We start from the raw sequence: 19,426 nt of genomic DNA on the forward strand, positions 1-19,426 counted from the left end.
GCCCCGGCGCGCGCCCGGCCCGGGGCGGGGCGCTTTCCCGTTTTGGGCGGGCCGTTGGGGGCCCCCGCCCCCGTCTCGGCCCACCCCTGAGCACCAGCCAGGACCGGGCGGCGCGCAACGGCCCAGAGTGGGCACGGGCCCTGCGCCGGGTTTGTGATCGTGCTCGCGCCACGGGTTTGTGATCGTGCTCGCGCCACAGGGCTGTGATCGTGCTCGCGTCGGGTTTGTGATCATGCTCGCGCCGGGGTTGTGATCGTGCTCGCGATGCGGGCGGAACGGGCGGAGCGCGGGGCAGCATGGGGACATGTCGACTGCTTCGAAGATCTTCACTCCCGCGGTGTTCGGTGCGCTGGAACCGCGTAACCGGCTCGTGATGGCGCCGCTGACCCGGATCCGTGCCGGTGCCGACGGCGTGCCCGGGGATCTGCTGGTGGAGTACTACGCGCAGCGCGCCTCGATGGGGCTGATCGTGACCGAGGGCACCTGGCCGGTCGCCGAGGGCCGCACCTGGATCGGGCAGCCGGGGATCGAGACGCCCGCGCAGGTCGAGGGCTGGCGGCGGGTGGCGGACGCGGTGCACGGCGCGGGCGGAACGATCGTCATGCAGGTGATGCACGGCGGGCGGATCTCGCACCCGGAGATCACCGGGACCGGGCGGACCGTCGGGCCGAGCGCGGTGGCCGCCCCCGGCGAGATCCGGGTGCCGGACGGGAAGGCCGCGCTGCCGGTGCCGCACGAGCTGACCGTGGCCGAGATCGGTCAGGCGGTGGCCGGATTCGCGGCGGCGGCGCGGAACGCGATCGAGGCCGGGCTGGACGGCGTCGAGGTGCACGGGGCCAACGGCTACCTGATCCACGAGTTCCTCTCGCCGGCCTCGAACCTGCGCGACGACGAGTACGGCGGCACCCCGGCGAAGCGCGCCCGGTTCGCGATCGAGGTGGTCACCGCCGTCGCGGCGGCGATCGGCGCGGACCGGACCGGCATCCGGATCTCGCCGGAACACAACATCCAGGGCGCGCTGGAGACCGACGCGGACGACGTGCTCGCGACCTACCTGGCGCTCGCCGACGGCCTCGCCCCGCTCGGGCTCGCCTTCGTGGACGTCCTGCACGCCGACCCGGCGGGCGCGCTGATCCAGAAGATCCGCGGGGCGGTCGCCGCGCCGGTCATCGTGAACACCGGTTTCGGCGTGGTCACCACCCGCGAGGAGGCGATCCGGCTGGTCGAGGAGGACCACGCCGAGGCGGTGGCGGTCGGCCGCGCGGCGATCGCGAACCCGGACCTGGCCGAGCGCTGGGCGCACGGCCACGGCGAGAACGACATCGACAGCAGCACGTTCTACGCGGGCGGCGCCCGCGGCTACACCGACTATCCCGCCCTGCGCTCGTGATCATCCGGCCCGCTCGGCCGGCCGACGTCGACGTCATCATGGCGTGGCGCCGCGAGCGGGCCGCCTGGCTGGCCGGGCGCGGGGAGGACCAGTGGTCCATCCCGCTGCCCCGGTCGGCGGTCGAGGCCACCGTCGCCGCCGGGCAGACCTGGATGGCCTGGGACGGGAGCGCTCCGGCGGCGACGATCACCCTCACCGGGTACGCCGCGGCCGGCGGGCTCTGGAAACCGGACGTGGACCCGGAGCCGCTCTGGTACCCGGAGGACGACCCGGCCGACGCGCTCTACGCGGCGAAGATGATGGTGCCGCTGGAACGCGCCGGGTACGGGCTCGGCGACGACCTGCTCGACTGGGCCGGAGGGCGTACCTGGGAGGCGGGTTTGACCTGGATCCGTCTCGACGCCTGGACCGGTAATGAACGGCTGCACGCGTTCTACCTGCGACGCGGGTTCGCGCACGTCCGGACGGTGGCGAGCCGGGTCTCGGGGGCCTGCTTCCAGCGCCGCAGCGGACCGTACCGTGGCCGGTTCAGTCCATCCCCCGCCGGCCCGGGGCCCAGAACGGCTTGACCGTGACGGCGCTCCGGGGCCAGCCGCGCTCGGTCATCAGGTGGCGGCGCAGGGTCTGGCAGGTGCGCGCCTCCCCGGCGATGTACGCGACGCCGGGGGTCTCGGGCAGAGCCATCTCCCGCAGCGCCTGGAGCAGGTTCGATTCCTCGCGATGGATCCAGTTGTCCAGTGCGAGCGGCAGGTGGTCGGCCGGGCTCTCCGCCTCGACGACGCCGTACAGCGGCGACGAGACGCCGCGCATCATCGCGCCGAACGGCACCGCGGCGGTCTCGTCGCCGAGGAACAGGTGGTAGGGCGCGTCGGGGCGGACCACCAGGCGGCCCTCGGGACGGGTGAAGCTCACCTGCTCGCCGGCTCCCGCCGCGCGCGCCCAGTCCGCGCCCGGCCCGGGATCCGGGTGGTCGACGAGGACGCAGAGGTCGATCCAGTCCGCGTCGCGGTCCCAGATCGAGTACGTCCGCAGGGTCAGGGCGCCGACCCGGACCCGGACGTGCTGGCCGGGCGTCCACTCCAGCCCGGGCAGCGACTCACCCACGAGCCGGATCCGGCGCATCCGCGGCGTGATCTTCTCGACGTCGGTGACGGTGGCACGGACCAGGAAACGGTCCAGCAGATCGGCTTTGCGCATGCGGCCCAGCATCCGCCTTAATGTGTACATGAAGTCAAGCGTCGGAGAGGTGGCCGCCCGGTTCGGGCTGCCCACCCACGTACTGCGCCACTGGGAGAGCGTGGGCCTGCTCAGCCCGGCCCGGGACGCGGGCGGCCAGCGTCGCTACGGCGAGGCCGACCTGCGCCGGATCGCGCTCATCCTGCTCGGCAAGGAGGCCGGGTTCGGCCTGCGGGACATCCTTCTCATCCTGCAGTCGGGCACCCCGCTCAAGGAGACGGACGTGCTCAAACGCCAGCTGCTCACCCTGGAGCGCCGGATCGCCGAGGCGACCGCGGCGAAGGAGAGCATCGAGCACGCGATGGGGTGCCCGATCCCGTTCGAGGAGTGCCCGGACGCGCAGGCGCACATCACCGCCCGGATCCCACCGGTGCCGGGAGCCGCCGCAGCGACGGCGTGAGCGTGCCGGCGACCGCGATCGCGAGCATCAGCACGGCGAGCAGTCCGATCGTGCCCACCGGACCGAGCCGGGTGAGCGCGTAGCCCCCGGCGACCGAGGCGAGCGGCATGACGCCCCAGGAGATCGTCATCGCGGCGCTCGTCACGCGGCCGAGCAGCTCGTTCGGGACCAGGGTTCCGGCGTACGTCATCAGCACCACGCCGGGCAGCGGCCCGACGAACGCGCAGGCCGCGCCGATCAGGCCGATCCCGACGGGGCCGTCGGCGACCAGCAGGGCCGGTAGCAGCGCCGCCCAGACCCAGTTGACGCCGACCACCATGGTGCGCGCCGTCAGGTGCCGGTGCAGACGGGTGGCGGCGATCGCACCGGCCAGCCCGCCGCCGCTGTACAGGCCGAGCATCAGACCGATCCCGGCCGGGCCGGTGCCGTGCCGCTGGGCGAGCACCACCAGGGTGAGGCCGAGCGCCTGGAAGACGGCGTTGCCGCCGGCCGCACCGACCAGGCCGGCGGTGGCGGGGTCGCCGGTCAGGGCGAGCACGAGCAGGGGCATGGCCGTGCCGCTCGCGGTCGCACCGAGGGCCGAGATCGCCTGCCCGGTCCAGAGGGCCGCGAAGTCCCGGTTCATTTCCCGTACGGCGTCGGAAAGGCGTGGAACAGCACCGTGACGTGCCGGGCGTCCCCGTTCGCCGGGTCGGGTTCGCGGTACCACCGGCTGAGGAAGGCGATGTACTCCTCGCCGAACCGGGCCAGCTCCTCGGCGGTGAGCGTGGTGCCGCCGAACGAGTGCTGGGCCGCCGTCGCGAAGGCGCCGTACCCGTCCCGCTCCGCCAGGTAGGTCCGCAGCTCGCGATCGCCCCGCTCCATCCACTGCCGCCAGACCTCGGCCGCCGCGGCGGCGACCTCGGGATCGTCGGCCTCCTTCGGCAGCCGCATGTCCTGCGGCACGGCCCGCCAGTAGCGGCGTCGCCCGGCGGAGAGCGCGGTGTCCTCCTCGACGAACCCGAACCGTTCGAGCTGCCGCAGGTGGTAGCTGGTGGCCCCACGATCCGCCGAGTACTCACCGGCGAGATCCGCCGAGGTGGCCGGCCCGCCGCGCAGCAGCCGGTGGAAGAGCTGCTGGCGGAGCGGGTGCGCGAGCGCTTTGAGCGTGTCGACGTCGGTGAGCAGTCGCTGCCGGTTCTCGGTCACCTTGAGAAGATATCTATGCAAAGAATTCTTCTCAATAGGCGGCCCGATAGAAGGCGTAGGTGCCCAGGGGACCGCGGCGGTGGGCGCGGCCGGTCTCGGCGGGGGCGGGGAAACCGGCGTCGCGCATCGCGGTGAGCAGTAGGTCGGGGGCGTTGGCGGCGAGCAGGGGGTGGGAGCGGGAGCCGGGCGTGGCGGCGTGGGCGTCGACGACGTGGAGTTCGCCGTCCGGGCGCAGGACGCGGCGTACCTCCAGGAAGGCCTGTGATTTCTGGGGCGGGGTCAGGTGGTGGAGCATGTAGGAGGAGAGGACCCGGTCGAACGAGCCGTCGGGGAAGGGCAGCTCGCCCGCGAAGGCCTCCGTGTAGGTGATCGCGAGGCGGCGGCGGGCGGCGGTGCGGCGGGCCAGGCGCAGCGCCGCCGGGTCGGGATCGATACCGGTCAGATCGGCCTCCGGTACGCGACGGCCCAGGGCCGTCAGCAGGTCGCCGGGGCCGCAGCCGATCTCCAGGACGCGGTGGCCGGACCGGACGCCGGCGCGGTCCAGCAGCTCGCCATGGACACGGCGGAGGCCGGCGAGGCGGGTGAACGGGCGGTAGAGGAAGAGCAGGCGGTGGCGGCCCATCGCCGGGATGTACGTCGATGCGGACATGTGGTCCTCCGAAGCGCTGATCGGACGGAATTCGGGCGTACTCTCAGCGTCACCGGACGGCCGGGCACGGGCATCGCCGGATCCGTGGCGAGGATGGGACGATCTGTGGGTACCAGGCTCGGGGCGAGGGACGCGCGCGGAGTCCCGGTGGCGGTCTTCGACCGGGTGCCCGGAGCGCCCTCGATCGGGGTCGGGCGGCTGCCGGGGCCGGAGCATCCCGCGGTGGGGGAGCAGCGGCACACGCACGACTTCCTGGTGCTCTTCTACGCGCGGCGGGCCGGCGGTTCGTTCCGGATCGACGAACGGAGCTGGACCGTGACCGATGGTGATCTCTTCGTGCTCGCGCCCGGCCAGGTCCTGTCGTTTCCACAGCGCACCGGGGAGATGGTCGGCGACGGGTGGGTGGCGTTCTTCCCGGCCGACGTGATCCGCACCGGGGCGTACGCCACCTGGCGCTCGCACCCGCTGCTCTTCTCGTTCGCCCGGGGCGCCGACCGGGCGCAGCGGCTGCGGATCCCGGAGCCGGACCGGGACGCCTGGTCGGACCGGTTCGCCGCGCTCGGCGACGAGCTGCGCGGACGGCGGGACGGCTATCGGGACGCCGCGCAGGCCCACCTGACGCTGCTGCTGGTGGCGCTGGCCAGGCTCGCGGCCGCCGCCGACGTCGGTGACGAGCTGCGCGAGGCCGACGAGCCGCTGCTCGCCGCGGTCTTCGACGTGATCGAGCGGCGCTACCACGAGCCGATCTCGCTGGCCGACGTCGCGGCCGAGGTGGCGCTCACCCCGGGACACCTGACCACCGCGGTACGCCGGAAGACCGGCCGGACCGTGCAGCGGTGGCTGGCGGAGCGCCGGATGCAGGAGGCCCGCGTCCTGTTGACCGAGACCGATCTGACGGTGGCGGCGGTCGGGCGGCGGGTCGGCTATCCGGACACGAGCTACTTCATCCGGCGCTTCCGGGCCGATCACCAGGTGACACCGGCACGGTGGCGAGGAACGCCGTCAGCGCGTCGTGGTACGGCCGCAGCGAGCTGATCGAGACGTACTCGGAGGGGCCGTGCTGCCCGTCGCCGTCGGGCCCGAAGATCACCGCGTCGATGCCGAGCGCGGAGTAGAACCGGCCGTCCGCGGCGCCGTGCTTGCGCAGCAGGGTGCCGGGGTAGCCGGCCGCCCGCGCCGCCGCCCGCAGGGCCAGCACCGAGGGGCTCGACGGATCGGCGTGGTGCGGTGCGCCCCTCGCGTCGACGACCACCGCGACGTCCGGCCCGGCGATCTCCGCGAGGCGTTCCGCGGTGACCGGATCGGAGGGTGGGCAGCGGATGTCCAGCCAGGCGGTGGCGTCCGCCGGTACCTGGTTGATCGCGGTGTTCCCGGTCGTGATCCGGGCCACGTTGACCGTGGTCGCCCACGCCTCGGCTGCCGGCACCGGATAGCGCTCCAGCACCCGCCCGATCGCCCCGATCAACGTCACCAGCGCGTTGTCGCCGGTCCACGGGTACGCCGCGTGCGCCGCCCGGCCGGACGCGATCAGCCGGGCGTGGACCAGGCCCTTCGACTCGGTGACCACCCGCAGTCCGCTCTGCTCCCCGATGATCACGAAGTCGCCGCGGACGCCCTGGCCGAGCTGGTGCCCGGTCCCGTCGAAGCCGCCCACCTCCTCGTCGGTGACCAGCTGCAGGGCGATCGGGTACGGCAGTGACCCCGCGACCTCCCGAAAGACCGTGGCGAGCACCACCGCGGCGGCCTTCATGTCGTGGGCGCCGCGCCCGTAGAGCCGGTCGCCGTCGATCACCGGCCGGAACTGCTCATCGGTGCCGGGGACCACGTCGAGGTGCGCGTTGAGGATGACGCGGGGGCGGCCGGGCTGCGCGGAAGCGGTCACCAGAGCACTGGGTTTGCCCCGGGACTCGAAACGGCGTACCCGGAAATCGGTTGTTGAGAAAACGGAGAGCACCATCTCCAGGGCGCGGTGCAGCTCGGCGGGCCGGTCCGCGGTGGAGCGGACGCCGAGCAGCTCCACCACGGTGGCGACGAGGTCCTCCATCAATCGAATCTAACGGGGCAGCTGCTCGCCCGCCTCGATCGAGACCGGCAGCCGGTTCTCGGCCGGCGGCAGCGGGCAGGTGGCGAACTCGGTGTACGCGCAGGGCAGGTTCACCGCCCGGTTGAAGTCGAGCACCACGGTCCCGTCCGCGTCCGGCGCGTCGATGGCGAGGCTCCGGTTCGCGGCGTAGGTGGTGATCCCCGAGGTGGCGTCGGTGAAGAGCGCGAAGAGCGACCCGGTGTGCCCGCCGTTGAAGACGGTCAGCGTGAGCGCCTTCCCGTCCAGCTCGAAGTGGATCCGGCCGGGGGATTCGTAGACGTGTTCGAGGCCCTCGGCTACCGAGCCCACCGTGGTCGGCCGCGGCGTCTCGAACGGCTCGAACCGGCCCCGGACCACGTAGTCCGCGGAGGGCGTGTACGCGGGCGTGCCGAGGTACTTCACCCGGGTCGGGTTCTCCGGGTGACGCGGGCGGACCACGTCGTACCCGCCCCGGCGGGCGACCTCGATCACCGCGTCGCCGTACCCGACGGTGACGTCGCCGCGCTCGGGCAGCGGGCCGAACCGGTGTTCGCCGGTGACTCGTTTTTCATCGATGGTGATAAATTCGTCGGCACCGAGCCCCACGGTGACCCCGTCGGGGCCGGTGCTCCACTCGCCCGGCGCGCCGGGGAGGTGCTGCGGGGTCTCGGTCAGCCAGTGCAGGCCGGTGATGGCGAGGAATCCGTGCCGGCCGGCGCGGCGCTCCTCGTGCGCGGCGTGCCACTGGGCCCACTGCTGTTCGAAGGTGGTCATCCTTCGACCTTAATCCCTATCGGGAGACTGGGATATGGTGGGTGATCGTGACATCTGCTAACTTCGTCGGCAGGTCATGAGTGCCAGCGCACAAGCCCCGGCTTGCTGGCCGGCAACCCTTGCGTTCGCGATGGGGTGCCCCGGGTGAAGACCGGGCCGATGTCGACCGACATCGGCAAGTGCGGACTTGCGGAGGCATGACCATGTCAGCTCTCGACGTCATCGGTGACGACCTGAAGGTCGCCCTTCCCACCGGCGAGCCGGTCCGGTTCGTGCACCTCGACTACGCGGCCTCCGCGCCGTGCGTCGAGGCCGCGGCCGCGGCGGTGGCCGATCTCCTGCCGCGCTACGGCAGTGTCCACCGGGGTGCGGGGGTACGCTCACAGGCCAGCACCCTGGCGTACGAGCTGGCCCGGGACGTGGTCGCGGAGTTCGCCGGCGCCGGTCCCGAGGACCACGTGATCTTCACCCGGAACACCACCGACGCGCTGAACCTGCTGGCCCGCGCGCTGCCCGCCGGGACCACCACGCTGCTCTTCGACGGCGAGCACCACGCCAACCTGCTGCCCTGGCCGAACCCGCGCCGCCTGCCCGCCGAGGGGGATCCGGTCGAGGCGCTGCGCGCGGCGCTGCCCGGCCTGACCGGCCCGGCCGTGCTCACCATCACCGGCGCGAGCAACGTCACCGGCGAGCTGTGGCCGGTCCGGGAGCTCGCCGACCTCGCCCACGCCCACGGCGTCCGCGTGATCGTCGACGCCGCGCAGCTGGCGCCGCACCGGCGGATCTCGCTCACCGAGCTCGGCGCCGACTACATCGCGTTCTCCGGGCACAAGCTCTACGCGCCGTTCGGGGCGGGCGTGCTCGCCGGCCGCGCCGACTGGCTGGACGCGGCCGAGCCCTACCTGCTCGGCGGCGGTGCCAGCGCCTCCGTCGGCGACCTGCCCGGCGACCGGGTCTGGTCCACCGGCCCGGCCCGGCACGAGGGCGGCACCCCGAACCTGCCCGGCGCGGTCGCGCTCGCCGCGGTCTGTACCGCGCTCGCCGAGGCCGACCGGGACGCCCTGCACCGCCACGAGCAGGACCTGCTCGCCCGGCTGCGGGAGGGCCTGAGGAGCGTTCCCGAGGCGGTCGAGGTGAGCATCTTCGGCCCGGACCAGCCGCGGGTCGGCATCGTCTCGCTGGCGCTGCCCGGTCATGACCCGGCGCTCGTCGCCGACCGGCTCGGCAAGGAGCACGGCATCGGCGTCCGGGCCGGCCAGTTCTGCGCGCACCCGCTGGTTCGCCGCCTGACCGGCTCGGCCGTCGCGGGCTCCTGCGGCACCAGCGGCACCGGTCTGCTGCGGGCCAGTTTCGGCCTGGGCAGCCGCGCCGAGGACGTCGACCGGTTCGTGACGGCCCTCGCGGCGGTGCTCCGCTCCTGATCCGCTACCTCCCGGAACCTACGCCCCGGGTGGTTTTCGACCGATCATGCGTACGTGGCGACCTGGCTGAAATGGCTCCGCGACCGGCTACCGACCGGCGGCGGACTGCGCGACGAGGACTGGGCGGTGCGGCACCAGCTGCTCACCGTCCTGCTCGGCGTGGTCGTCGTGGTCGTCACGGTCTTCGGCGCGCTCCAGGGTGACCACAGTGAGGCGCTGCTGCTCACCGACGGGCTCGTGCTGCCCTGCGTGGTCGCCGGTACGCTGCTGAAGAACCGGCGGCTGCGCTCGGTCTTCGTCGCGCTCGGCTTCACCGCGGCCTGCGGCGGGTTCGTCTCACTCTGCAACGGCCTGACCGAGGCGCACTTCACCTTCTTCATCGCGGTCGCCGCGCTCGCCCTCTACCGGGACTGGGCGCCGTTCGGCGCGTTCCTGGTCGCCACCACGCTGCACCACGCGGTCTTCGGCGTGCTGATCAGCGACCACACGTACGACCACCACTCGGCGGTGGCCCACCCGCTGGTCTGGGCGCTGCTGCACGGCGTCGCGGTCTTCGCCGCGGCCGGTTTCCAGATCGTCCAGTGGGGGCTCACCGAGGAGGAGGAGCGCCGCGCCCAGGAGAACCTGGACGAGAGCCAGGCCCAGCTCAGCGTCGCGTTCGACGAGACGCCGGTGCCGATGGCGATGTTCGCGCCGGACGGCCGGATGCTGCGCACCAACCACGCGTACCGGGAGTGGCTGGGTCTCCCCGCCCAGCTGCCGGAGGGCTACACCGTCCAGGACATCCCGCTCACCCCGGTCGGCGCCGAGGACCCGGCGTTCGACCACGCGATCCGCAGCCGCGAGCCGATCACCCAGACCCGGCAGTTCCGGCGCCACGACGACGGCACGCTGATCTGGGTCCAGGTGCACAGCACCCCGCTCTACGACAAGCAGGGCACCCTGCGGTTCGTCTTCGCGCACTGCATCGACGTGACCAGTGCCCGCAACCACGAGGCCGAGCTGCGCCGGCAGATCCGGCACGACGCGCTCACCGGGCTGCTCTCCCGGAAGGCGTTCGAGCACGACCTGGGTGAGATGCTCGGCGGGACGGTCCCGGTCAACGTGATCTACCTGGACGTGGACCGCTTCAAGTCGATCAACGACGGCTCCGGGCACGCGACCGGCGACGACGTGCTGCGCGCGCTCGCCGACCGGCTCACCACGGTGGTCCCGTCGCAGGCGCTGCTCGCCCGCCTCGGCGGCGACGAGTTCGTGGTCGGCCTGCCCGGCCCGGCCGCCACCGGCCTGCGGGTCGGCCGGGAGATCCTCGCCGCGCTCGGCGAGCCGCTGCAGGTCGCCGGCAACCCGCTGCCGATCTCGGTCAGCATGGGCGTCGCCACCGACCACGGCACCGAGCACTCGGACGACGTGGTGCTCGCCGCCGACACCGCCATGTACGTGGCCAAGCGCGCCGGCGGCAACCGGATCGAGGTCTTCACCGACGACATGCGCGTCTCCGTGCACGAGCGGCTCGCCGCCGAGTCCCGGCTGCGGCAGGCGCTCGCCGGCAACCCGCGCTGGACGCTGCCGCTCTGGTTCCAGCCGGTGGTCTCCACCGCCACCGGCCGGATCATCGGCGCCGAGGCGCTGGTCCGGATGCGGACACCGGACGGGCGGATCCTCAGCCCGTACCACTTCATCCCGGCCGCCGAGGAGACCGGCCTGATCGTGCCGCTCGGCGAGCACGTGCTGCGCTCCGCCGTCGACCACCTGCTCTACTGGTCCGGCTCGCTCGGCTACGTGTCGGTCAACGTCAGCCCGCGCCAGCTCGCCGAGGCGGACTTCGTGCCGATGATCGCCGACCTGCTCGCCGCGCACCCCGGCCTGGACCCGTCCCGGCTGGTCCTGGAGATCACCGAGACCGCGCTGCTCGCCTCGACGGTCGACGTCAGCGAGCGCCTGGCCACTCTCAAGAAGCTCGGCGTGCGCATCGCGCTGGACGACTTCGGCACCGGCTACAGTTCACTGACCTGGCTGAAGTCGGTCCCGGCCGACATCGTGAAGCTGGACCGCTCGTTCGTGGCCGGCCTGGCGCACGACGCCCGCAAGTCGTCGATCATCTCGGCGGTGCTCTGGCTGGCCCGGTCGCTGGGCATGTCCACCATCGCCGAGGGCGTCGAGGAGATCGACGACTGGGAGGCGCTGCGGGCCGCCGGGTGCCCGGCCGTGCAGGGGTACTTCTTCAGCGAGCCGCGGCCGCCGGAACAGTTCCAGGAGATGCTGCTGGGCGGTGCGTCCGTCACCTCCTCGGGGTCAGTTCACCTGTTTGAAACCACGGAGGGGGCTCTGGCCGGTTAGAGTCCCGGCATCCTGGACAACGTTGATCCCTTCATCGGCACCGCGGCGACCGACCTGCCTCGCGCACACGGTCTTGCTGCCACGTGGTGGTGGCCCAAGCCGCAGGTGGGTAACACCCACCCGGGCGCGACCTCGCCCCTGGGCATGGTCTCGGCCTGCGCCTACTCCGGCGCCTACCCGACCGGTTACGGCCGGTATGCGAAGAACACCGAGGGTGTGCCCGAGGAGATGTTCGAGCGCATACAGGCGTCCGGCTTCACGCACTTCCAGCAGTCCGGCACCGGCGCGATCCGGAAGTACTACAACTATGTCCGCGTCACGCCGATGGTCCAGCCGCTCGACGACCTCGGCCAGTCGTGGACGCTGCACGACGAGCGCGCCGACGCGGGGTACTACGCCGCGAACCTCGACACCGGGGTGCGCTGCGAGATCACCGTCGGCGAGAAGGTCGCCGTGCACCGGTACACCTTCCCGGACCACCACAGCGCGCGGGTCGTCATCGACCTCTCCTGCGGCGGCCTCGCGATAGACCTCGGGCGCACCGTCCCGCTGCGCGCCCAGGTGGAGAGCATGGGGCACGGCCGGGCCCAGGGCACCGTGGTGATGGAGGGCGTGCCGCTCTCCGTCTACCTGGAGGCGGACACCCCTGGCTGGCGGCAGATGCTCTGGTACGACCGCCGCCTCATCCCGGGCGGCACCCGGCTCGACTTCGACAGCATCCGGCACACCACGCTCCGCCCGTTCGGCATGCTCTTCATGGGCTCGGCCCGTGCCGGGCAGAGCATCGAGGTGCGGATGGGCTTCTCGCTGCGCGGCTGCGAGCAGGCCAAACGGAACCTGGAACGCGAGTGCGGCACGTCGGCGCCGGCCTTCGAGGGCGTCCGCAGCCGCACCCGGCACCGCTGGCGCGAGCACATCGACAAGGTCCAGGTGGACGGCGGCACCCCGGCCCGGCGCACGGTGATGGCGACCTCGCTCTACCACTCGCTGATCAAGCCGTGCTTCGCCGACGACGAGAGCCCGTTCTGGCCCACGTCCGGCCCGTACGCGTTCGACATCTGCACCATGTGGGACATCTACAAGACGCAGATCCCGCTGCTGCAGGCGATCGCCCCGGACCGCGCCACCGACCTGCTCGAGTCGCTGATCCGGGTCTGCGAGGAGGAGGGCAACTTCCCGATCGGCTACCGGATGGCCCGGGGCGCCGACCGGTTCTTCCGGCAGGCGTCGGCGCTGGCGCACACCGCGATCGCCGACGCGCACGCCCTGGACCGGCCCGGCCTGGACTGGGGCTGGGCGCTGGTGCACATGGTCGACGACCTGCGCCGGATGTACGGCGAGGACTTCTTCGAGCACGGCGTGGTGCACCCGATCACGCACACCCTCGATCTCGCGTACGCCCACCACTGCACCTCGAAGCTGGCCCGCGCGCTCAACGACCACCGCCTCGCCGACGACCTGGAACGCCGTTCCCGGCACTGGGTGAACGCCTTCGACCCGGGCACCGGGCTGCTGCGCGACTCGGAGTTCTACGAGGGCGGAAAGTGGAACTACTCGTTCCGGCTGCTGCACGACATGGCGGCCCGGATCGAGACGGCCGGCGGCGACGACGGATTCATCGACAAACTCAACCGCTTCTTCGGGTACGACGCCGAGCCGGTCAAGCAGCCCGGCATCGGACCGCAGCCGGCCGAGATGGCCCTCGGATACGCGCTCAACCGCTTCGAGGGCCTGAACAACGAGCCGGACATGGAGGCACCCTGGGCGTACCACTACGCCGGGCGCCCCGACAAGACGGCCGAGGTCGTGCACGCCGCGCTGACCTGGCAGTTCGGCACCGGCCCGGGCGGTCTGCCGGGCAACGACGACTCCGGCGGCCTCAGCTCCTGGTACGTCTGGGCGTCCCTGGGCCTGTTCCCGGTGGCCGGCCAGAACCTCTTCCTGGTGAATACCCCGGCTTTCGCCCGCTCCGCGCTGCGGGTCGGCGACGAGGAGTTCATCATCGAGACCAGCGGGCACCGCGAGACGCCGATCGGCGTGGACGGCCTCGACCGGGACCCGCCGGCCCAGTACGTCCAGTCCGCCACCCTCAATGGAAAACCCCTGCACGCGGCCCATCTGAGCGCCCGCGACGTGCACCGCGGGGGCCGGCTGCACCTGAAGCTCGGCCCCGAGCCCTCCACCTGGGGACACGGGATCCGCCCGCCGTCCCTCTCCCAACCCCCCTCTCGATAGCTAAGGAAAAGACCATGAGCCGTCCTACCCGGAGACTCGTGATCGTGGTCCGCGCCGACCCGGTGATCTGCGGACACTCGGGCGAGGCCCGTAACCTCGCCGAAGTGGCCCTGACCCGGGGTTTCGACGACGTGCGGCTGCTGACCTGGCCGATCGCCACGCTGCAGGCGGCCGGCCTGCCGCTGAAGCCGCTCGATCGGCTGCTGCCCTACAGCGACGGCATCACCGTGGAACGGCCCGAGGCGGTCGGCGACTACCGCGTCCCGGACGGCCGGCACCTCGCCGGTCTCACCGGGCGCCTGGTCGAACTGCTCGCCGAGGAGATCCCGACGGTCGTGCTCTCCATGTACCTCGTGCCGCACACCCAGGTGGTCAACGACGCCGTCACCGCGGTCAAGGCGGCCGGTTTCGACCCGAAGGTGCACACCATCGCCAAGGCGGTCGGCTCGGACGTCACCAACGTCATCCGGTCCTGCCTGCGTGAGGGCCGGTTCGGTGCGGCGATGACCCTGCTGACCACGTTCCTCGCCAGCGACGAGCTGGTCGCCGTCTCGGAGTACACCAAGGACGAGATCGTGGCGTCCGCCGAGGAGGTCGACGCGCACAGCGGCACCCGCTTCGCGCAGCAGTGCCGGGACCGGGTGACGGTCAGCTACCCGCCGATCGACTCGTCCGCGTTCCTCGGCCTGGACGACGCCGCGGTGGAGGCCGCCCTGGACAAGCGGGGTCTCAAGCGCGGCCGGTACATCCTCTTCCTCTCCCGGGTGGCCCGGGCGAAGGGCATCTACGACCTGGTGATCGCGTACGGCCAGATGCGTGCCCGGGACGAGATGCCGCTGGTCATCGCCGGCAACGGCCCCGCGCTGGAGCACGTGCGGGCGATGGCGAAGGAGGACGACAACATCATCTTCCTCAACGACGTGGACGACGACGAGAAGCCGCTGCTGATGGCGGGGTGTGCGGCGTACGCGCTGCCCACCAAGCCGGAGCCGGACTTCGTCGAGACGTTCGGCATCGCCCTCTCCGAGAAGATGCTGGCCGGCGGCGGCCCGATCGTCACCACCATCACCGGCGGCACCGGCGAGGCGGTGGGCGACACCGCGATCATCGTCGAGGCGGGCGACATCAACGCCCTCGGTGACGCCCTCGACCGGGTCGTCCTCGACATGCCGGAGGAGGAGAAGAGGGCGATGGAGCAGAAGGCGCGCGACTACGCCATGCGCTTCGACCGCGTCGCCGTCTTCGACGACCTCCTCCCCACCAAGGATTGACGCACGCTCTCCGGGCAGGTCACCCCCCTGCCCGGAGACCTTCTTCCTTTTCCGGTACGCCCACCGCGCTCACGACACGGTCCACAACTCCACGTCGTCGCCGTCCGTGGCCACCACGTATCTCGCATCGTTGTCACGCACCGCGAGCGCCGCTACCCGGCTGAGCCGGCTCGACGTGACGTGCAGCGACTCCGTCACGGCCCCGGCCGGATGGAACCGCAGGGTCCCCTCGTTGCTGCCGGTGACGACGACCGACTGGTCGGGAGAGACCGCGATCGCGCTGATCCCGGCGTCGCCGTGCAGTGTTCTCACGGTCCGCGGCAGCCGGGTGTCGCCGTAGGACACGACCGACTCGTCGGGGACCCTCCGGGCGGCGACCCCGGAGCTCCCGACCATGGTGACCACCGGTGACGGGTTCTTGTCCGTCGGCGATGCCGCGGGACCGAGGCGTTCCGCCGTCGCCCCTGCGGGCAGCACGGAGATCCCTCCGAAGGCGTCGGCCGCGGCGAGCCGGGCGTCGCCATCGCCGAAGGAGAGGCTGTCGATCTCCCGGTCGACGTCCCACCGGGACAGCGTCCTACCGATACGATCCAGCAGCCGGACGGCGTGGGGCGACCGCGTAGCCGAACGGTGATAGTCGTTCGTGACGGCGATCGCGAGGCGTTCGCCATCGGGCGACACCGCCACCGCGGTGATCGCATCGAGGTCGTCGGGCAGGACGATCGGCGCACGCGGCACGCCCTTCGCCGCGTCGAGATCGAGATCCCAGACATCGACCCTTCGCCCCTCACCCAGGGCGAGCACGGTGCCGTCCCGGTTCAGGGACACCGTCTGGTCCGGCGCCCAGCTCCGGGGCCGGTCGAGCCGGATGACCAGGGCGGTGGCCGGCTGGTGGAGCACGGTCACGGTGGCGCCCAGCATCGCCGCCGCCGCGACGCCCGCCACGGCGATCCGCAGGCGCCGCCGCCTGGCGAGGGCCTCCTCGTCCGGTGGTGGCGTGGCCTCGGCGGGTCGCCCGGCGAGCCGCTCCTGGAGGCGTACGTGCCGGAACTGGTACATGCCGCCGGACTCGCGGAGCAGGCCGCGGTCCCGCGCGTAGGCCAGGAAGCGGGGCAGATCCCAGGGCAGCTGGCGTCGCAGGGCCAGCACGAGGCGCACCGCGAGATACCGGGGCCAGGCGTGCGTGAGGAGCACCAGCAGCCCGATCGTGATCGCCGGGAACACGAAGACGTACCCCCAGGCCAGGTTGTCCTCCGCCGACGAGAAGTCGGACCAGCCGAAGGCCGGGGTGGCCAGGCCGTCGGGTTCCGGTTCGCCGGAGAGCCAGCGCAGGAGCGCGCTCCCGCCCCCGGCGCTGAGCGTGGCCGCGGCGAAGACCACCGGCAGGAGCCCGGTGGCGATGACCCCCGCGGTGGCGGCCGCTCCCCGCAACGCCGATCCGCGGTCGTCCCGGAGGAAACGTGCCGGGCTCGGCTTCTCGGAGAGCTCGGACGGCGCGCTCAGCACGGCGTCGCACCCGACGGCGAGGCCGAGCAGCACGCTGACACCCAGGACCATCGCGATCGCACTGATGAAGGTCTGGCCCATGCCGAAGTCCCAGTCGTCGAAGACGGTCACCGCCACGGCCCAGCCGATGAATCCCGGCACCGCGGGGATGGCGGCCACCATGAGACCGGCCGCGATGCCGCCCCGGAACCGGGGCAGGCTGCCGCGGAGCGAGGACGGTGACCGGCCGGGTGGCCGGGCCGGCGCGGCGTACCAGGTCAGCATGGCCAGCACGGCGAAGCCGCCACCGAAGCAGGCGCCGATGCCGAGGACCAGGTCCTGGGGGAAGGCTCTCGGGGCGAGCGCCGCCGCGAGGCCGCCGTAGGCGAGCGTCACGGCCAGCAGGGCCGTGCCCGCGACGAGGGTGATGACCGGGATCGCCCAGCGGCTCAGCAGACGTTCGCTCAGCCGCCACCAGGCGATGTCCCGCTCCCGGTGCCGGTGCAGGTACTCGGCGAGGAAGACCAGCCAGCGCTCCACCTGCTCCGCGTCCCACGGCGAGGCGGCGACCGCGGGCTGCCACGGGCGGCGGCGGTCGTCGCGGAATTCGGCCGCCACCACCCGGTCGAGGAGGTGGTCCTCGGCGTCGTGCCGGCAGGTGATGGCGCCGGTGTCCAGCAGTGGGGACGGATCGCCGTCCGGCCCGCCGTGGACGGTGCTCGCCATCGCGATCATCAACGGCGTCCGCAGCGCCTCGGCCAGCGCGCCCTTCTGTTCCAGAGCGTCGTAGACCTTCTCCCAGACGTCGCTCGCCGAGGTGTTCGCCGTGCGCAGGTAGCCAATGGCGTCGACGGCACTGACCGGGGAGACCTCGATCACCGGCGCCTCGTGCAGGGCCGGCGCACCACCCCGGATGGTGTCCTCGTACTCGACCGCGCGGCAGGTCACCACGACCCGCCCGGCGGGCCCCACGGTGTGGATGATCGCGTGCACGGCGCTGCGCCGGGCCGCCTCCGGGATCTCGTCGAGCCCGTCCACGATCGGCAGCAGCAGCCCGGCCCGGAGCAGGTCGCGCGGCGCCTCCGGGGTGTCGCCGAAGTAGGAGAGGGCCAGCGACCGGACGATCCAGTCCTCCATGGTCTCCGAGATCGGGTCCCAGGAGGAGGCGGAGAGCAGCACCGGCACCGGGTCCTCCGCGGTGGGCGGCGGCGCGCCGTCCCAGAACCGTGACTCGGGCAGCAGGCCGACGGCGAGCAGCATCGCCAGGACGGTCTTGCCCGACCCCGGTTCGCCGAGCATGATCAGCCGCCCGCTGCCGATGTCGCGATACACCGCCGCCAGTGAGGCGGCAGCCTCGTCGAAGCGCCCGGCCAGCCGCCCGGACGGCGACCGCAGCCGGTGGCCCGCGCCGGCGCCCACCTCCCTGGCGGTGACCGTCCACTCCAGGGGCAGGACCGGGGCCCGCGTCTGCTCGTTGCGCAGCCAGCGGGCCTCCGCCTCGCCGATCCACTGGGCGCGGACGTCGCGGGCGAGGCGGCGGGCCAGGCCGGTCGTGTCCTTGGGCGCCGGCTCCACAGGGAAGGCCTGGACGACCGCGACGGCGAGCGCGGCCAGCGCCGCGAGCAGGCCGACGACACTGGCCACGGCGGCGGAGCTGTCCAGATCGGTGAACGGCACCCAGGCCAGGAACCCGGCGAAGGAGACGGCGAGGGAGTAGAGGGCCACCCTGCGCAGCAGGACTCGGCGTTGGGGCACTCCGGGATGGTCCTCGGACTACCCGGCGTCCCGCATCTGCCGCGCGTCGCTTGTCACCCGGTCGGCGCGAAGTTGGCAGCCCGCTCAGAGCGTCGGCAGCAGGGTGTCGAGCTTGGCGTAGCCCTGGTTCACGCCGGTCGCCATGCCGCCGTGCAGCCAGGCGTCGCGGTCGGTGAAGCTCTCCACCAGGGACCGGGCGTGCAGCCGGGTGCGGCCGCCGCCGAGGTCCGTGAAGGTCGTCGTGCCGAGCGCGACGCCGTCGGGCTGGCCGTCGAAGGTGAACGTCTGCACGATCCGGTCCGGGCGCACCTCGTGGAAGCAGCCGTGGAACCCGTACGCCTCGTCGCCGCGCCGGTGCACGTAGCGCCAGCGCCCGCCGGTCCGGGCGTCCCACTCCAGGATCTCCGCGGCGACCGAGTCGGGACCGATCCACCGGGCGAACACCGCCGGGTCGGTGTGCGCGCGGAACAGCTGTTCGGGTGTGGCCGTGAAGTCCCGGACGATCCGGATGATCGGCACGTCCGGGTCCGCGGTGATCGTCGCCTCGCTCATCTCTCCAGCCTCCGATACCGGCCCGCTTCGCGGCGACCGCTTGGTGGAAAGTACCGCTGCCGTGTGAGATGGATCGATGAGTGTGTACGGGGAGGCCGAGCGCATGGTGCGCCGGATGTGTGAGGCGGCGTCCGCCGGGGACCTCACGGCCATCGACGAGCTGTTCGCCGCGGATCTCTACAGTCATCCGCTCGGCGCCTGGGGCCTGGACGCGATCCGGGACGTCTGGTCGCGCACCCACGCCCGCTATCCGCAGCTGCGGATCACCCCGGAGGAGATCCTCGCGACCGGGGACCGGGTCGCGGTGCGGGCCAGCGTACGGACGTCCCCGGACGCCGAGCCGGCCACCCTGATGGAGTTCTGGCGCCTGCGCGACGGCCGGATCGCCGAGCTCTGGGGCCTCAGCACACTGCGCTGACCCTGGCTCCGGCGGCCCAGCGCACTGCGCTGACCTTGGCTCCGCCGGCCCATCACGCTGTGCTGACCCTGCGTGATGGTGACCGGGCGGTATGTGTTGTGACGGGTGTCACGACGTCGGTGTTCCGGCAGCACCGGGCGTTGCGAGCCGCCACGCTGTCCTCGACCACGCATCGTCCGGCATGACTATGCGTCAAAATATCGCCCGGCGTCCGCGATCGCGGGCCCGGACAACCCTCACGAGGACCGAG

At 72.5% G+C, this 19,426-nt stretch carries 17 protein-coding genes and 1 riboswitch; of the genes, 9 read left to right on the forward strand and 8 right to left on the reverse strand.

The genetic code is table 11. The features are described from left to right. The first annotated feature begins 304 nt into the window (after positions 1-304). Both AB0M08_RS32900 and AB0M08_RS32905 read left to right on the forward strand, forming a co-directional pair. Positions 305-1,390 (forward strand): alkene reductase, encoded by a 1,086-nt coding sequence (locus AB0M08_RS32900; RefSeq protein ID WP_364501834.1) that lies wholly within the window; start codon positions 305-307, stop codon positions 1,388-1,390. Continuing rightward, positions 1,387-1,959 carry a GCN5 family acetyltransferase gene (locus AB0M08_RS32905; protein WP_364501837.1) on the forward strand — a complete coding sequence of 191 codons (573 nt, stop codon included), beginning with the start codon at positions 1,387-1,389 and terminating at the stop codon, positions 1,957-1,959. The genes AB0M08_RS32900 and AB0M08_RS32905 overlap by 4 nt, the downstream gene beginning before the upstream one ends. Here AB0M08_RS32905 and AB0M08_RS32910 read toward each other — a convergent pair. Beyond that, complete coding sequence (locus tag AB0M08_RS32910) at positions 1,919-2,587, reverse strand: siderophore-interacting protein (RefSeq protein ID WP_364501839.1); 669 nt, start codon at positions 2,585-2,587, stop codon at positions 1,919-1,921. The two genes, AB0M08_RS32905 and AB0M08_RS32910, sit on opposite strands and share 41 nt — an antisense overlap. Before the next feature lie 28 nt (positions 2,588-2,615). Between AB0M08_RS32910 and AB0M08_RS32915 the strand changes: the two genes are divergently transcribed. After that, positions 2,616-3,026: a MerR family transcriptional regulator gene (locus tag AB0M08_RS32915; RefSeq protein WP_364501841.1), complete on the forward strand. Its 411-nt coding sequence runs from the start codon at positions 2,616-2,618 to the stop codon at positions 3,024-3,026. Here AB0M08_RS32915 and AB0M08_RS32920 read toward each other — a convergent pair. From AB0M08_RS32920 to AB0M08_RS32930, 3 genes are read right to left on the reverse strand one after another with little or no spacing between them, the layout of a single operon-like run. Further along, a complete protein-coding gene (locus tag AB0M08_RS32920) occupies positions 2,977-3,651 on the reverse strand; it encodes a hypothetical protein (RefSeq protein WP_364501844.1) in 675 nt (224 codons plus the stop codon). The genes AB0M08_RS32915 and AB0M08_RS32920 overlap by 50 nt on opposite strands. After that, positions 3,648-4,214 carry a helix-turn-helix domain-containing protein gene (locus tag AB0M08_RS32925; RefSeq protein ID WP_364501846.1) on the reverse strand — a complete coding sequence of 189 codons (567 nt, stop codon included), beginning with the start codon at positions 4,212-4,214 and terminating at the stop codon, positions 3,648-3,650. Before AB0M08_RS32925 ends, AB0M08_RS32920 begins: the two co-directional genes overlap by 4 nt. A 31-nt stretch (positions 4,215-4,245) precedes the next feature. Then, the gene (locus AB0M08_RS32930) at positions 4,246-4,863 is read right to left on the reverse strand and encodes a class I SAM-dependent methyltransferase (protein WP_364501849.1); all 618 of its coding nucleotides are present in this window, start codon (positions 4,861-4,863) and stop codon (positions 4,246-4,248) included. A 93-nt stretch (positions 4,864-4,956) separates the two neighbouring features. Between AB0M08_RS32930 and AB0M08_RS32935 the strand changes: the two genes are divergently transcribed. Further along, the gene (locus AB0M08_RS32935; RefSeq protein WP_364501852.1) at positions 4,957-5,898 is read left to right on the forward strand and encodes an AraC family transcriptional regulator; all 942 of its coding nucleotides are present in this window, start codon (positions 4,957-4,959) and stop codon (positions 5,896-5,898) included. Here AB0M08_RS32935 and AB0M08_RS32940 read toward each other — a convergent pair. Together AB0M08_RS32940 and AB0M08_RS32945 are read right to left on the reverse strand one after the other, a co-directional pair. Then, a complete protein-coding gene (locus tag AB0M08_RS32940; RefSeq protein WP_364501854.1) occupies positions 5,807-6,907 on the reverse strand; it encodes a M20/M25/M40 family metallo-hydrolase in 1,101 nt (366 codons plus the stop codon). The two genes, AB0M08_RS32935 and AB0M08_RS32940, sit on opposite strands and share 92 nt — an antisense overlap. A 9-nt stretch (positions 6,908-6,916) precedes the next feature. Beyond that, a complete protein-coding gene (locus AB0M08_RS32945; RefSeq protein WP_364501857.1) occupies positions 6,917-7,699 on the reverse strand; it encodes a DUF1684 domain-containing protein in 783 nt (260 codons plus the stop codon). Positions 7,700-7,771: 72 nt separating this feature from the next. Beyond that, a riboswitch (SAM riboswitch) is annotated at positions 7,772-7,887 on the forward strand. Positions 7,888-7,896: 9 nt separating this feature from the next. Between AB0M08_RS32945 and AB0M08_RS32950 the strand changes: the two genes are divergently transcribed. The 4 genes from AB0M08_RS32950 to AB0M08_RS32965 are packed head-to-tail and all read left to right on the forward strand — an operon-like array spanning position 7,897 to position 14,966. After that, positions 7,897-9,120: an aminotransferase class V-fold PLP-dependent enzyme gene (locus tag AB0M08_RS32950; RefSeq protein WP_364501860.1), complete on the forward strand. Its 1,224-nt coding sequence runs from the start codon at positions 7,897-7,899 to the stop codon at positions 9,118-9,120. 54 nt (positions 9,121-9,174) lie between these two features. Continuing rightward, positions 9,175-11,460: an EAL domain-containing protein gene (locus tag AB0M08_RS32955; protein WP_364501863.1), complete on the forward strand. Its 2,286-nt coding sequence runs from the start codon at positions 9,175-9,177 to the stop codon at positions 11,458-11,460. A 12-nt stretch (positions 11,461-11,472) separates the two neighbouring features. Beyond that, on the forward strand, positions 11,473-13,695 hold the full coding sequence (locus AB0M08_RS32960) for a glycoside hydrolase domain-containing protein (RefSeq protein WP_364502029.1): 2,223 nt from the start codon (positions 11,473-11,475) through the stop codon (positions 13,693-13,695). Positions 13,696-13,709: 14 nt separating this feature from the next. After that, positions 13,710-14,966: a glycosyltransferase gene (locus AB0M08_RS32965; protein WP_364501865.1), complete on the forward strand. Its 1,257-nt coding sequence runs from the start codon at positions 13,710-13,712 to the stop codon at positions 14,964-14,966. A gap of 69 nt (positions 14,967-15,035) precedes the next feature. Here AB0M08_RS32965 and AB0M08_RS32970 read toward each other — a convergent pair whose 3' ends face one another. Together AB0M08_RS32970 and AB0M08_RS32975 are read right to left on the reverse strand one after the other, a co-directional pair. Continuing rightward, a complete protein-coding gene (locus tag AB0M08_RS32970) occupies positions 15,036-18,206 on the reverse strand; it encodes a hypothetical protein (protein WP_364501867.1) in 3,171 nt (1,056 codons plus the stop codon). 84 nt (positions 18,207-18,290) lie between these two features. Continuing rightward, positions 18,291-18,758 carry an SRPBCC family protein gene (locus AB0M08_RS32975; protein ID WP_364501870.1) on the reverse strand — a complete coding sequence of 156 codons (468 nt, stop codon included), beginning with the start codon at positions 18,756-18,758 and terminating at the stop codon, positions 18,291-18,293. A gap of 76 nt (positions 18,759-18,834) precedes the next feature. Here AB0M08_RS32975 and AB0M08_RS32980 point away from each other — a divergent pair, with 76 nt between their 5' ends. Beyond that, complete coding sequence (locus tag AB0M08_RS32980; RefSeq protein WP_364501873.1) at positions 18,835-19,176, forward strand: nuclear transport factor 2 family protein; 342 nt, start codon at positions 18,835-18,837, stop codon at positions 19,174-19,176. Positions 19,177-19,426 lie beyond the last annotated feature (250 nt).

The organism is Actinoplanes sp. NPDC051851 (assembly GCF_040681165.1).
In the GTDB taxonomy this organism is placed as follows: domain Bacteria; phylum Actinomycetota; class Actinomycetes; order Mycobacteriales; family Micromonosporaceae; genus Actinoplanes.